14 protein-coding genes are annotated in these 13,564 nt (G+C 70.4%); 8 read left to right on the forward strand and 6 right to left on the reverse strand.

Features of this window, described 5'->3' with window-relative positions:
* Window positions 1–101 precede the first annotated feature (101 nt).
* Window positions 102–3,410: a hypothetical protein gene (locus AB0C27_RS23460; RefSeq protein ID WP_357847307.1), complete on the reverse strand. Its 3,309-nt coding sequence runs from the start codon at window positions 3,408–3,410 to the stop codon at window positions 102–104.
* Window positions 3,411–3,502: 92 nt separating this feature from the next.
* Window positions 3,503–3,922 (reverse strand): VOC family protein, encoded by a 420-nt coding sequence (locus AB0C27_RS23465; protein WP_357847310.1) that lies wholly within the window; start codon window positions 3,920–3,922, stop codon window positions 3,503–3,505.
* Window positions 3,923–4,000: 78 nt separating this feature from the next.
* On the opposite strand from AB0C27_RS23465, the gene AB0C27_RS23470 reads away from it, so the two are divergent.
* Complete coding sequence (locus AB0C27_RS23470) at window positions 4,001–4,807, forward strand: NAD(P)H-binding protein (protein WP_357847313.1); 807 nt, start codon at window positions 4,001–4,003, stop codon at window positions 4,805–4,807.
* Window positions 4,808–4,825: 18 nt separating this feature from the next.
* On the opposite strand, the gene AB0C27_RS23475 is transcribed toward AB0C27_RS23470, so the two are convergent.
* Window positions 4,826–4,984, reverse strand: a complete 159-nt coding sequence (locus AB0C27_RS23475) for a hypothetical protein (RefSeq protein ID WP_357847316.1) — start codon at window positions 4,982–4,984, stop codon at window positions 4,826–4,828.
* 142 nt (window positions 4,985–5,126) lie between these two features.
* A complete protein-coding gene (locus AB0C27_RS23480; protein ID WP_357847319.1) occupies window positions 5,127–5,495 on the reverse strand; it encodes a hypothetical protein in 369 nt (122 codons plus the stop codon).
* A 124-nt stretch (window positions 5,496–5,619) separates the two neighbouring features.
* On the opposite strand from AB0C27_RS23480, the gene AB0C27_RS23485 reads away from it, so the two are divergent.
* From AB0C27_RS23485 to AB0C27_RS23505, 5 genes are all read left to right on the forward strand, one after another.
* Window positions 5,620–7,044, forward strand: coding sequence for a serine hydrolase domain-containing protein (locus AB0C27_RS23485; RefSeq protein ID WP_357847322.1), 1,425 nt, complete (start codon window positions 5,620–5,622; stop codon window positions 7,042–7,044).
* Window positions 7,045–7,134: 90 nt separating this feature from the next.
* Entirely contained in the window at window positions 7,135–7,857 is a 723-nt protein-coding gene (locus tag AB0C27_RS23490; protein ID WP_357847325.1) for a MerR family transcriptional regulator, read from the forward strand.
* A 126-nt stretch (window positions 7,858–7,983) separates the two neighbouring features.
* The gene (locus tag AB0C27_RS23495) at window positions 7,984–8,640 is read left to right on the forward strand and encodes a hypothetical protein (protein ID WP_357847330.1); all 657 of its coding nucleotides are present in this window, start codon (window positions 7,984–7,986) and stop codon (window positions 8,638–8,640) included.
* An 82-nt stretch (window positions 8,641–8,722) separates the two neighbouring features.
* Window positions 8,723–9,517 (forward strand): DUF4240 domain-containing protein, encoded by a 795-nt coding sequence (locus AB0C27_RS23500; RefSeq protein ID WP_357847333.1) that lies wholly within the window; start codon window positions 8,723–8,725, stop codon window positions 9,515–9,517.
* 57 nt (window positions 9,518–9,574) lie between these two features.
* Window positions 9,575–9,922, forward strand: a complete 348-nt coding sequence (locus AB0C27_RS23505; RefSeq protein WP_357847336.1) for a hypothetical protein — start codon at window positions 9,575–9,577, stop codon at window positions 9,920–9,922.
* 7 nt (window positions 9,923–9,929) lie between these two features.
* Here AB0C27_RS23505 and AB0C27_RS23510 read toward each other — a convergent pair whose 3' ends face one another.
* Entirely contained in the window at window positions 9,930–10,064 is a 135-nt protein-coding gene (locus tag AB0C27_RS23510) for a hypothetical protein (protein ID WP_357847339.1), read from the reverse strand.
* Between AB0C27_RS23510 and AB0C27_RS23515 the strand changes: the two genes are divergently transcribed.
* On the forward strand, window positions 10,063–10,539 hold the full coding sequence (locus tag AB0C27_RS23515; RefSeq protein ID WP_357847342.1) for a hypothetical protein: 477 nt from the start codon (window positions 10,063–10,065) through the stop codon (window positions 10,537–10,539). The two genes, AB0C27_RS23510 and AB0C27_RS23515, sit on opposite strands and share 2 nt — an antisense overlap.
* Window positions 10,540–10,567: 28 nt before the next feature.
* On the opposite strand, the gene AB0C27_RS23520 is transcribed toward AB0C27_RS23515, so the two are convergent.
* The gene (locus tag AB0C27_RS23520) at window positions 10,568–11,149 is read right to left on the reverse strand and encodes a DUF4240 domain-containing protein (RefSeq protein ID WP_357847345.1); all 582 of its coding nucleotides are present in this window, start codon (window positions 11,147–11,149) and stop codon (window positions 10,568–10,570) included.
* A gap of 149 nt (window positions 11,150–11,298) precedes the next feature.
* Here AB0C27_RS23520 and AB0C27_RS23525 point away from each other — a divergent pair, with 149 nt between their 5' ends.
* Window positions 11,299–13,470 carry a tetratricopeptide repeat protein gene (locus AB0C27_RS23525; RefSeq protein WP_357847348.1) on the forward strand — a complete coding sequence of 724 codons (2,172 nt, stop codon included), beginning with the start codon at window positions 11,299–11,301 and terminating at the stop codon, window positions 13,468–13,470.
* The last annotated feature ends 94 nt before the right edge of the window (window positions 13,471–13,564 follow it).

Raw genomic sequence — 13,564 nt, forward strand, 5'->3', positions numbered from 1 at the left:
GCCCTCACACGCCGACCCGAGCCGTCAGCGGGCCTGAGCCGTGACATGAGCCGTTATACGGCGCTCAGGCATGGGCGCTGTATGGGGCTCAGGCGCGGTGCTCACTCGTCGGCCGTCGTGACGCGCAGGGCCTGGTGAGCGGCCTCCGGGTGGTCGGACGCGCGTACTCGCCGCACCAGCTCTCGCCAGGGCGCCGCCCAGCCCGATCGGGGACCGCAGGACGCGGCCAGCGCCATGGCCAGCAGTGCGCCCTTCTCCCCCTGCCCAGCCAGCCACTCCGCCTGCGGCAGCACCTGCTCCAAGGGCACGTCGCCGGTCGACTCGGCCAGGTAGTGGCCGTTCTCGACCGCGGACAGCACGCCAGGGACCGTCGCCACCAGCCGTTCCAGCGCCGGTCGCGGGTCGTCCCAGTCGACGGTGCCGGCCAGGAGTTCGGCGGCGAGGTCGGGCGGGAGGTCATCGGGCAGCCCGGTCACGATCGGCTCCCTCTGGGCCCGGTGCCACCAGCGCAGCTCCGCGACAAGGTCCCCCAGCCGCTGGGCGGCCGGGCGGTCGCGGTCGGCTCCCGCGTCGGGTTCGGCGGGCGCGGCGGCGAGCGCGCGTACGGTCCGCCGCAGCACCTCCGGCTCGTAGCCCGAGCACGCGCCCGTGACCAGCCCGCCTACGGCGGCCTGCCAGCTCGCCGTGTCGTCGAGATCGCGGGCGATCCCGGCCAGCCGCTCCATGGCCTCGGGCGCGTACGCGACCCAGCGGGGCAGCGCCGCGACGGCGGGCAGCCGTACCGTCCGCTCCTCCGCCAGCGTGGCGGCGATGACCAGCTCCCCGAACGCCGCCCGCCACCGCCCCGGCACGTCCAACGGCCGCGCATCCAGCACAGGAGCCACCAGATCCGCCACCGCGCCACCCGCCACGCTCCGTGCCATGGCGACCGCCTCCCTGAGGAGGTCCCAGGCGCCCGGTTCGTCGAGCAGGCCGAGAGCCGCCGAGACGATCGCCACCCGCACGTCCTTGTGCTGCCCCTCGGCCTCCCACAGGCTGCGCAGCCGCGCCATCGCGCCGGGCGCGTGGTGCCGGGCCAGCAGCCGGACCGCCTCCTTGCGCGCGGTGACCTTGCCCTCGGCCAGGACCGGCTCCAACGCCGCCGGCAGCTCGGCCGGGCGGACGAACCGGGCCGCCCGCGCCGCCGCCGAGACGGCCACGTGGGCGTCGTCCGAGCCCGCGTACTCCAGCAGCTCGGCCAGCACCTCCTGCGGGCGAGCCGTCCAGGGCAGCGCCGCCAGCCTCGCCTGCCGCAACAGCGGCTCCGCCTCCAGGTTGCGCAGCCGCCCGGCCTCCATCGCCGGGATCGCGCCCATCATCCGCACCGCCTGGGCCCGCTCGTGCAGCGGCAGCGACGTGTTCCACACGACGCGTTCCAGCAGCTCCGTGTACGCCTCGCGCTGCCGCGCCGTCCACCGCCGGACGTACTGCCGCGCAACGTACCGGACCCGCCGCACCCCGCTCTGGGCGAAGCGCCCCTGGCGGGCCCGCCGACTCAGGACATGCCTCAGCAGGTCCGTACGCCGCGCCGTCAGCTCGTCGAACACGGAGCCCAGCGCCACCACGGACGGATCGGCCGCCAGCAGCCCCTCGACCCGCTCGCCCCTGGTGCGCGGCGGCTCCAGCCAGAGGTCGACGGCCCGGATCGCGTCGGACTCACTGGTGGCCGTCAGCGCGCGTTCCAGCGCCCGCTGCAGCTCGGGCAGGTCGTGGCCGCGCCGGCCGAGCGCCGAGGCGAGCAGGAAGGCCAGCTGGTGCCGGTCGTGGCGGGCCTCCGCCTCCAGGTAGGGGGCGAGCCGGCGTACCAGCTCGCCCTCCTGGCCCCGCCGCAGCACCCGCGACAGCCGGTGCACGGAGACGATGCCCACGGAGCCGGCCAGCCGTTCGAGTACCCGCAGCCCGTACTCCAGCATGGCGGCCTCATCCTGCCGCGCGCCCTCCTCGAAGATCGCGGCCGCCAGGCGGGAGAGGTTGCTCCGCGTCTGGTAGGAGCAGTCGCGGGCGTTGACCGCGTCCTCGACGAACCGGTCCAGCACGGGCACGTGCCCGGCCGTCCACAACCGCGGCGGAACACCGGTCAGCGCCTCGACGGCGGCCTGGCGTACCGGGTCCTGCTCGTTGCGCAGCCGCCGGAGCGCGTCCAGCATCCGGGTGACGACCTCGGGATCGCGGGCGCGCCCCGCGCAGGCGATCAGGTTCCGGTAGCCGTCGGCGCGGTCGAGCGCGTCGGAGCGGCGGGTGGCGGCCCGCAGCACGGACTCGGCCTCGTCGTACGGGAGGAAGGCGGTGATCTGCCGGGTCTGCCGCGGATCGTCGGCGACGGAACGCAGCCCCAGCATGCGGCGCGCCTCCGCGACCCGGCGGCGCAGCGGCAGGACGTCCAGCAGGTACGGGGAGTAGATCGCCTGGGACTGGTCGACCCCCGCCATCACCTCGGTGAACAGCGCGTCCCTGCGCGCGGGCGCCACCGAGCGCAGCAGGTTGATCAGCGACGGCTCCTCGTCGCGCAGCGCCCGCCCCAGCTCGGCCAGCCGGGCGTCGGGAAGCAGGGCCAGCCGCCGGCGGACGGACTTGCGCTGCAGCAGCCGGGTGAGCTGGTGGCGGTGGCCGGGGGCCAGGTAGAGGGCCAGCGTACGCACCGGGTCGGCGTCCAGCAGCCGGCCCGCGCAGTGCCAGCTCCGGTTGGTCGGGTAGCGCTCCAGCAGCGCGATCACCCGCTCGGGGGCGTGCGTGGCGGCCACCTCGATGCCCGAGGCCGTCGCCGTCCACCAGGTCTCGCGCAGGGGGCGCGGCAGCTCGGCCAGCGTCGACTCGGCGTGGTCGAGCACCGTGTGGGGATGCCGCCTGGCCAGGGCGCCCCAGTTGGGCACCGCGTACGCCAGGTCGCCGAGCCGGGCCGCGACCGCCTCGGCGGAACAGGCGGCCAGCAGCCCCGCGGCCTCGCGGTCGCCCCAGCGCCCGCGTGCCTCGTCGACCAGGCGCTCGACCAGATCGCTCCTGCGCTCACGCCGGACGGCCCGGTACACGACCGCGCGATGGGCGGCGGGGGCGTCGCGGACGATCTCCATGACGGCGTCATCGGGGATGCCCAGCCTGATGGCGTGGCCGATCGCGTACTGGGATATGTCAGGATCCGGGTCAGCGGTGGCGCGGACGAGGTGCGGAAGGTGCCCGGCCATGACGGCCAGCCGCGCCGCGAGCAGCCGCTCGTACGGGCTCCGTTCCGACAGGGCCGTGAGCAGGGCCTGGAGCTCGTCCGGCCGGCCAGCCAGCTCCCTGCCACGTTCGGCCAGGCGGCGGGACCGCTGTCCGTGGGACAGGGGTTCCACCTCGTTGAGCAGTTCGTCCGGGGAGAGGAATTCAGGCTGCATAATCGCCTCATTATGGCGCTCGGCCGTCAAGCAAGCGCGTGCTTTTTCCGCCCCTGGCCCGGCGCTCCTCGTCGTGGCCGCCCACGCTCACCTCACGTCGTCGTGACCGCTCCGGCGACCAGCTCCACCTCGAAGCCGTCCGCGTTCTCCAGGTAGGCGGCATAGTGCGCCTCGCCACCGGCGTACGGGTGGCGGTCGGGGAACATCAACGTCCAGCCGTACGCGGTCGCCCGCTCCGCCAGCTCGTCCACCCGCGCGCGGTCGCCGGCGTGGAAGGCCAGGTGGTTCAGCCCAGGGCGGAGGCGGTCGTGCCGCCCGGCGCTGAGCGCGGGCGACTGCTCGAACACCAGGTACGTCGCCCCGAGCCGCCAGCTCCGGCCGTCCTCCCACTCCTGGTACGGCTCATAACCGAGCTCCTCCAGCAGCCACCGCCAGGCGGTGACGGCCCGCCGCAGGTCGGGCACCCAGATCTCGACATGGTGCAGCGCACTGACAGCGGATTCTTCGGCCATGCCCCTGATTGTCCTCCCGGGCTTGACCTCAAGTTCGGTTGAGTTCCTAGCGTCGCAGGAGACGAAAGGAACAGGACGATGACGACATTGGTGACCGGCGCGACGGGGAACACGGGCAGGCACGTGGTGGCGGAGCTGGTCCGCCGGGGAGAGCACGTACGAGCCCTGACCCGCGACCCGGCCAAGGCGCGCTTCCCCGACGAGGTGGAGGTGGTCGAAGGCACGCACACCGCGCCGCAGGAGCTGGGCCCCGCCCTCGACGGCGTCAGCCGGTTGCACGTCACGGTGACGGCGGGACTCGCCGAGGCCGCGCCCGAGCTGGTACGGCGGGCGGTCGACGCCGGCGTGCGCCGGATCACCGTGGTGTGGGGCGGTTACGTGGGTTCCGCCGAGCAGGCCGTGGCCGAGTCGGGGGTGGAGTGGACCCGCCTCGAACCGCAGGAGTTCATGTCCAACGCCCTGACCTGGGCCCCCTCGATCCGCGCCGAAGGGGTCGTCCGCGAGCCGTACGACCACCCCGGCGCGCTCGTCCACGAGGCCGACATCGGCGCGGTGGCGGCCGTCGCGCTGCTCGACGACGGCCACGCGGGCCGCGCCTACAACCTCACCGGCCCCGAGGCGCTGAGCACGAGCGAACGGGTCGCGATCCTGGGCCGGGCGATCGGCCGCGACCTCGCCTTCGTCCCCATCACGCCCGAGCGGGCGGTGAACCGGCTGGTGGCCACCGGCGTGTCGCGGGCGGACGCCGAGTATGTGATCGGCTGGCACGCCGCCGCGAGCATGGAGTCCAAGACCGTCGTCGACACCGTCGAACGGGTGACCGGTCGGCCGGCGCGCACGTTCACCCAGTGGGCCACCGAACACGCCGGCCGCTTCACCGCATAACGACGAACCCGGCGAGCGTCAGTCCGACCAGGTGAAACCGTTGGTGGAGACCGGGGCTCCGCCGGACGTCGCGGTGTCGGCGGAGGCGGGGCTCGCCAGTGCCCCGCCGGCCACGACGCCGGCCGCCACGACCGCCGCGGCGACGAGGACCTTCGCTGCCCAGCTCTTCGCGGCCACGGGATACCTCCGAATGAAAAGTCCCAGGCGATCCTGATTTCACCTGGGCGCAATGAATTAATGATACCGAGGCCAATAAAAGCCAACAAGAGCCTTAATTTCGGGTATATCGCCATATTTGGCGAAATCGCCCGAGGGCCGGTCAGGAGCAGGTGAAGCCCTGCGGCGCGTCCCGGCAGAAATCGCGGAAACCGGTCAGCCATTCGGTCGTCGCCGAGTAGTTGCGGTCGAGCTCCTCGCGGTGGAACTCGAAGGTGTCGGGTTCCGTGGTGACCGTCCCGTCGAGCAGCACCCGCCCCTCACCGGGCACGCCCGGCAGGTAACCGTCGAGGAAGACGGCGATCTGACGGGCTTCCGCGCCGCTCAGCTCCACCCGGCCGTTGTAGCCGAGCGCCATCAGCGTCTCCTCGTCCAGCACGCGGCCCCGCTCCAGCAACTCCAGGGTCGGCCGCCAGTTCCAGGCGTTGACGCGCAGCGACCTGCCATCGGGCGTTTCGAGCGTCCAGGACACGCAGCCCACCGTACCGGGTGCCCGGCGCCGGCATGGGGACGGCGGCGCATGGGGACGGCGGCGGCATCCGTTCCCGAACGAGCCCTTGACCTTGCCCCAGGGGCAAGCCTGAACGATGCTCCACATGAACACCAACGCGCTCCACGCCGTCGAGACCCACTTCCGCGAGCAGATCGCCGCCGCCTGCGAGTCCGGCGAGGTGCCCGGCTTCGTCGCGGGCGTCCACCACGCCGGCGAGCAGATCATCGTCGCCCACGGCACCGCCAACCTCGCCACCGGCGCGCCCATGCTGGAGGACACCGGCTTCCTCTTCGGCTCGGTCACCAAGGTCCTGACCACCACACTCGTCATGCAGCAGGTCGAACGCGGGCAAATCGACCTGGACTCGCCGGTGGTCGCCTACCTTCCCGAGTTCGCCCTGGCCGTGCCGGGCGCGGCGGACAAGATCCTGGTCCGGCACCTGCTCTCGCACACCAACGGCATCGACGCGGACCTGTACTTCCCCGACGCCAAGGGCCGCGACGCGCTGAAAACGTACATGAACGGGCTGGCGAGCGGGTGCGGCACCCTGTTCGAGCCGGGCGAGCGGCTCAGCTACTCCAACGGCGGCATGATCGTCGCGGGCCGCCTGCTGGAGGTGGTGACCGGCCTGCCGTTCGCCGACCTGCTCGCACGGGACGTCTACGCGCCCGTCGGCATGAAGGACTCCAGTACGTCGGCCGAGCAGGCCATCCTGCGCAGCACGGCCGTCGGTCACTTCCCCGACCCCGAGACCGGGCTGCTTCGGCCGACGAACATGTTCACCCTGCCCGAGACCTGGGGACCGGCCGGCGGCACTCCGATCGGCACCGTCGCCGACCTGCTCGCCTTCGGCCGCACCCACCTCGCGGGCGGCATCGCCCCATCGGGCACGCGCGTCCTGTCGGCCGAGTCGGTCGCGCTGATGCGGCAGGTCTCGTACGACATGGACAGCCCGAACGTGCCGCCGATGGGGCTGGGCTGGGTCCTGTACCCCTTCGGCGACACGACGGTGCTCGCCATGTCCGGCGCGTCGCCCGGCGGCGTGTCCCTTCTGTGCGTCGTGCCCGAGCACGACCTCGTCTTCACCGCCTTCGGCAACACCCCGGGAGCGCTCATGGTCCAGGACCAGTTCCTGTGCCGGCTGCTGACCGACCACCTCGGCGTCCCGCTGCCCACGCTGATCACCGGCGTGCGCGAGGACGTCGATCTGACTCCGTACGCGGGCACGTACCGCTCCGACCAGCTCCGCATCGACGTCAGCATCGTGGACGGCCAGCTGGAGGAGCGGACGACGTACGAACCGGCGGACGAGTCGCAGGAGCGGATCTTCACCGAGTTCGCCGGCGGCACGACCTCCGCACCGCCGCAGCGTTACGTCCCGATCCGGCCGGGTCTGTTCGCGCCCGCCGGATATCCGATGGAAGTCTTCGACGGCTACCTGAGGCTGCTGCTGGTCTCCTTCCACGACATCCGCGACGGCCGGGCGCGCTACCGCAACGCCGGCGGTCGCCTCACCCGCCGCACCTGACCCCCGAACCGCCAGGCCGGCCCGACCCGCCTGACCGCCTCCTTGGCCGCTCAACCCACTCATAGACCGCTTGATGGAAGGATTCCCGGCATGTTCACGATCGGCCAGTTGGCGAACTACGCCGGGGTGACCACCAAGGCCATCCGCCACTATCACGAGCGCGGCCTGCTCCCCGAGCCCGGCCGCGACTCCTCCGGCTACCGCCGCTACACCGCCAAGCACGCCATCGACCTCGTCAAGATCAGAACCCTGGCCCGTGCGGGCGTGCCACTGGCCCGGATCAAGGACCTCCTCGACGCGGACCCGGACATCCTCACCGCGGCCGTCACCGAGATCGACCTGAACCTCCAGGACCGCATCGCGCAACTGGAGCACCTTCGCGACCAGCTCGCCCAACTCCAGGGCGGCGACCGGCTCTACGTCTCCACCGAGGTCGCCGACCACCTCGACGCCCTGCGTGACATCGGCGTCAGCGAGCGCCAGATCCAGCTGGAACGCGACGGCTGGATCCTCATGCGGACGGCCTCACCCGAGGACGCCGCCGTGTGGATCGCCGAGAAGCACGAGCTCATCGCCGATCCCGAGTTCCGTGCCCTCTACCTCGAACACGACGCCGCCTACGACTGGTCGCCGGACGACCCCCGGCTCCCGGGGCTCGCGGACCGTACCCGCGACTGGTTCGCCCGCCACCACAGCCGCTCCGAGACCCGCCCCGTACAGAACCCGGCCGTCGCCCGCCTGGCCCAGCAATCCCAGCCCGAAGCCTCGTCCCCGGCCTGGACCCGCCTGGCCCAGCTCATGGGCAAGGAGTAGGCAACCGACCACCACGTCCCAGACCGCTTCGCTATGACAGCACCTCACCCGCTCTCCGACCTGAACACCCGAACCCTCCCCCCTCGTACCGCGAGTTGACCTCATCCCCGGTACGAGAGGACCACCATGCGACGACCACGGTTACGCCGGGCCGGCCTGCGGATCTGCTTGGGACTCACCCTCGCCGGCCTCCTCACCACGACCACACCCCCGCCCACGGCGGCGGCCGGCGCGAACGTCAGCACCACCGCCGTCGCGCACGCGACCCCTTACCTCGGGATCGCCTCCGCCGAGGACCGGCGCCAGGGCGCCCTCGTCTTCGCCGTCCCCCTGCTGGCGATCGGCGGGGCGGAGCTGATGACCGCGCTGATCTTCAGCGTCGGCACGGTGGTGACCGTCACGACCACGCAACAGGCGATCAACTACTGCAAGCGGCACGGCTGCAGCGTCAACCTGACCAAGGCCAGAACCGCCGTCCAACGTCCCGACATCAATTCCAACAAGGCCAGGAACGATCGCAATCTCTACATCGGATACGAGATCTTCTACGGCCGCAAGACCTACAAGTATGGGATCAGCCTCGCCTCCCGGGGCGTGGTGCGACCGCAGGAACAGCTGAGGGCGTGCAATTTCCACTTCGGCATCCTGGGCGGCTGCACGTACAAGATCCTCACGCGTAAAGTGGGCTATCTCAAGGCACGCTGGTGGGAGCACGGCAGGATCACCGCGTATTTCATCATGCACGGCCACTGCCCTCCCGGACAGCTGAAAAGCTGTAAATAGCAGGGCCCTCGCCGACAAGAACGTGAGACGCCGAGACCGGCGTCTCACGTTCTCCTCCGCACCCGCAGGGAAGGCTTCGCCGATGACCGAAGAGACCTTCTGGGATCTGATCGACGAACTCGACGGGGTGATCGACGACGACAGCGTCGACGTCCTCGGCGAGCAACTGTCCTCACTCTCACCGGAAGACGTGGAGTCCTTCTGCGCCCACCTCGCCGCCAAAGTAAGCGCACTCACCGAACTACCGCTGGCCGGCTCCGCCATCCCCGACATCACCGACGCCGGGCACCCGCCCCTGCCCCTGTCGGGAGACGCCCACGAAAACCTCCTCTACGCGATCGTCGCCGCCGGCCAGGCCCGCTACGACACCGTCATCACCGATCCCTCCACGGTCGAAGAATCGGAATGGGACGCCGGCGAAGCCGAACTCCTCATCGACCTGGCGGCCACGACCCTGTGGGAGTCCGCCGGCCTCGACTGGTACGACGAACTCGACCCCCTGAGAGCGCCTTCACCTCCCGACGAAGGCTGGTGGGAGACTTTCCGGGGATCGGCCGGGAAATCCATCCCGGCGGCCTACCTCACCGCCGCCCACGAACTCGACCGGAAACTCAACCACTCCGCGGAATGGCTCGCGTGGTGGCGGCAGACCTCACTCCGCAAGATCAAGGTCGGCATCACCGTCAACGCCGACAAGAACCACCACCGGATCGAACGCGGCAGGAACATCGCCAGAGCACAATTCACGATGGACCGATCACACCTCACCGACCGCACTCCGGACACCCTGCGCAACCTCGTGTCCGAAGAAACCACCCACCTCACCACCGCCATAGCCACCGAACTCCGAATGACCCCTCCCCCCACGCTCCAGTAAACACGCCCACCATCACTACACTTCTCCAATTGATCTTCCCAAGGAGAAGGCGGCAGCATGACCCAGGATCAGCAACCCGCGTTACCCACGCCATCCCCGAAAACGGCGGCACTCCTGCGCTCCGGCGCGGTTCTGGCGGCATCCGGGCCGGTGATCCTGACCGCCTTCGGAATCGGTCGGCAAACAGCCGGCTGGTTCTGCGCTCCGCCGCCATATCACGCAGGGGAGAACTCGTACCCGCTGGAAGATCTGTACGCGTTCGAGGGCCCGTACTCGCTGGCGGGCCCCTACAGATGGAGTTCGTACGCGCCGGACGACCTGCCAGGGGAACTCCTCTTCTGGGTCGTACTCCTGCTGCCGATCATCGTGGCCGGCCCCATGCCCTCACGCCGCCTTGGCTCCTGATCACCTGCTACCCGCTGTCCGCCGGAGCCCTGCTCCTGACCGCCCGATCGCCCCGGCCCCACAGGAGGTACGGGCTGATCTTCTGGGCCGTCGCCGCCATCGCGGCGGCGTGGCCGGCGCTGTTCGACCGCCTTCCGCCCATGTACACCATGTTCATCGGCGGCACTGCCTACATCACCGAGACGTCCGTCTGGGACGGCCTCGCGTCGTGGTTCGGCGACGCCGACAAGATCGGCCTGCCCCTCGTCCTCGTCGCCCTCGCCGCGATCACCACGGCCACGGCTCCCCCACGCTGGAGACGCACAGCCGGCTCGACGTCCGCGGCGGCCCTGCTCCTGTTCGTCCTCGTCGAAATCGCGTCATGCGTCAGCCTCGGCACAGACGTCTTCGAACTGCTTCTCACCGATTCAGCGTCCTGGCGCCTGCTTCTCACGGCCGCACTGGTCGCATCGGCCGCCTGGTACCCGCCACCACCTTTCTCCTGGACCGGCACCGCCCGCCTGGCCAGAAACCTGCTGCGCCGCCCGCAGGCCCGCACGAGGTACGTCATCGTCACCCTGTTGATCGCAGCCGGCGCCCTCTGGCTGATCGCCTCCTCCTTCACCCCGACCCGCTAGAAGTACGACCGGGCAAGGCGCGGCGGCGTCAGCCTTGATCCAGGTAGCGCGCTATCCGCGGCAACCTGCGAGCCACTTCCCGCTTATCGTCGAAATCCCAATCCTCCCCCTCGGGACCGCCACCGATAGCCGGAACCAGCGGAAACCTGCTCTCAACAGCCCCGACGAGCCCATCGGCGGCTTCTCCGGTCGCCTTCTCATAGGCGTAATACGCCACGTACCCCAGCGATTCGAATCCGGGGCGAGGTGACTCCCCCGTGCCGTCGTACGACTCCTCCAGCTCCACCATCCGCAGAACCTGAGGCGCCTCGACCAGCCGATCAGGGCAGTCGGTCACCATCTCGAACGTCTCCCGTCCCAAGCTGACGAGCCAGCGCACGAAGTACTCGAAGCCGTCCAGCGAACCCAGTTGGAAGACGAACCAGTACGCCGCGTAGAGATCCACGGTGCAACCGCGGTTCATCGTGCTCGTCCACAGGCCGTGATAATCGACGATCTCATCGACGGGCCGCCGAGCGAGCTCGTCCACCAGCCACGCGACCCGCACTTTTCTCGTGCTGCTCTCACGCCCGGAACGCTCGATCAAATCCCAGAACTCATCGATGGTCATGCCGCGTCATGCTCGCACCTCCGGATCACCGTGTGAAGATCACCCAGCACGGGAAACCGACCGCGACAAGCCGATCACCGCATGTCAAACTCGTCGGGTACGGCGTTCCGGCTCATCACCGAAACCGTTCGCGCGCAGGAAGGGCGGAGATGCCGCATTGGCTCAAGGTCACGATCGCGGCGGTGGTCCCGTCCACGGCGGGGGTTCTGGCCTGGTGGATCTGTGTGGCGCGTGGGCTCGCGCTGGACACCACGAGCATCGTCGTGGGGCTGGTCGTCCTCCTTCCAGGAACCCCGCTCGCCATCTGGGCCGGGCAGGCGAAGCCGAACACCGGCCCGGAACCCGCCCCGGAGGCCGACCGACGCTCCGCGCCCGCGGTGATCGGCGAGGTTCCCCGCGAGCCGAAGGCTTTCCAGCCGCGTCCGGACCTGAGTAAGCGCATCGACAAGGTGTTCTCCGGGCATCATGCGGCGGCGGTGTGCGCGCTGGCCGGCGGACGCGGGGTCGGCAAGACGCACCTGGCCGCCACCTACGCCCGCGTCTGCATCGACCAGGGTGTTCCCGTGGCGTGGCTGCACGCGGAGACCGCCGGGCAACTGCACGGATCCGTGGATCGGATGGCCGCCGAACTCCGGATCCGCGGCGAGGGCGACGATGCGGCGACCGTGACGCGCAAGGTCAGAGCCTGGCTCCAGGAACGCCGCGAACCGTACCTCGTCGTGATCGACAACGCGACGGACCCCGACCTGCTCGCGTCGCTGCTCCCGTCCCACGGCCGAGCACGCGTACTGATCACCACCAATGATCAATCTTTCGAGCGGCTCGCCACGCTGATCACGGTGGAGCAGTTCTCGGAGGAGGAGGCGGTCAGCTACCTCAGCATGCGGGTGGGCGGCGACGAGGGCGACGAGTTCCGGCCGCTCGCCCAGGAACTGGATCGCCTGCCGCTCGCCCTCTCCATCGCCGCCGCCGCGCTGGTCGGCCCTCCCCGCCTGTCCTGTGCGTCCTATCTCGTACGGCTGCGCACCACCCCGGTCGAGGTGCTCCTGACGCGGCCTCGTGGCGAGCCCTACCCCCGAGGAGTCGCGCAGGCGATCATGCAGTCGATCGGGGAGATCGACCCGGCGTCCGCGCACCTGCTCGGCGAACTGTCGGCGCTGTCGACCTCAGGCGTCGGCCTGGACCTGCTCGGCGCGGAGGCACAAACGGCATTGAGCCGGCTGGCCGGTCGATCGCTGGTGACCTTCAGCCGCGACGACACCACCGCGTTCGTCCACCGCCTGGTCCGCCGTGCCGTACGCGAACAGGCCATGCGTGACCGCACTCTGGCGCAGTTGATCGAGACGGCCGCCCAGCGGATGCGCGCGGCCGTCGAGGAGATCCCCGACAAGGACACCTGGCGGAAATCGCCCACGATCATGGCGGTGGCCGGCCACGCGACGGCCCTGTGGGAGGCCATGGAGCAGTTCGGCGACGATGACTCCGCGCATGTCCAGCCGGCTGCCGAGATCGTGCTCCGCGTCTGGGAGGTGGCGGCCAATCACCTCATCTATCTCAATGACGACATCCGAGCCTTTCCGATCGCGCAGAGTCTCGTCGCAGGGCGCGAGAAGTTCCTGCCTGCCGACCATCCGGACACGCTCACCGCCCTCTTCACGCTGGCGCGGTCCTACCCGGCGGATCAGGCCTCGCAGGCACGCGAACTCTTCCAGCACGTCGCGTCCGAACGTGCCCAAGTCCTGGGCGATGATCACCCGGATACGCTGCTGGCCCGCTCCTGGCACGCGTTCAGCCACACCACGGCCGGCCGGCCCGCCGAGGCGCTGGCGCTCCTGGACCAGGTCGTCACCGACCAGACCCGCCTGCTCGACCCCGGCCACCCGACCCTCTTGCAGGCCCGCTTCTCCCAGGCATATGTGTGTGTCGACGCCGGACAGCCGGACCGGGCGGCCGACCTGTTCGAGCGACTGGCGGCCGATCACGAACGGCTCTTCGGCGTCGACAGTCCTGACGCTCTCGTCATACGTGGACGGGTCGCCTGGGCACACGCGGCAGCAGGCCGCGCCGTCGAGGCCGCCCGCTTGTACGAAGTGGTCACGACCGCCCAGGAACGGGTGATCGGCGCCGACCATCCCGACACGCTGATCACACTGCACGGCCTGGCCGCCGCGTACGAGGCCGCGGGACGGGCCGACAACGCCCTCACCGGATACGAAGGAGTAGCCGCCCGGTTCGAGGCCGTCATGGGCCCTGAGCAGACCCTGACCAAGACGGCCAAAGCCGACCTGGAACGTGTCCGCCGCAGCCTCCACCACCCTTGACCGACCAGCCGGTCACATCAGCGACCTCGACGCTCCCACCAACCTGATCATCACCGGCACGGCCGACGACCTGCGGACTCGATGGACTACCGGC

The sequence above is a fragment of the Nonomuraea sp. NPDC048882 genome (genome assembly GCF_040649755.1).
GTDB lineage: Bacteria > Actinomycetota > Actinomycetes > Streptosporangiales > Streptosporangiaceae > Nonomuraea > Nonomuraea maheshkhaliensis.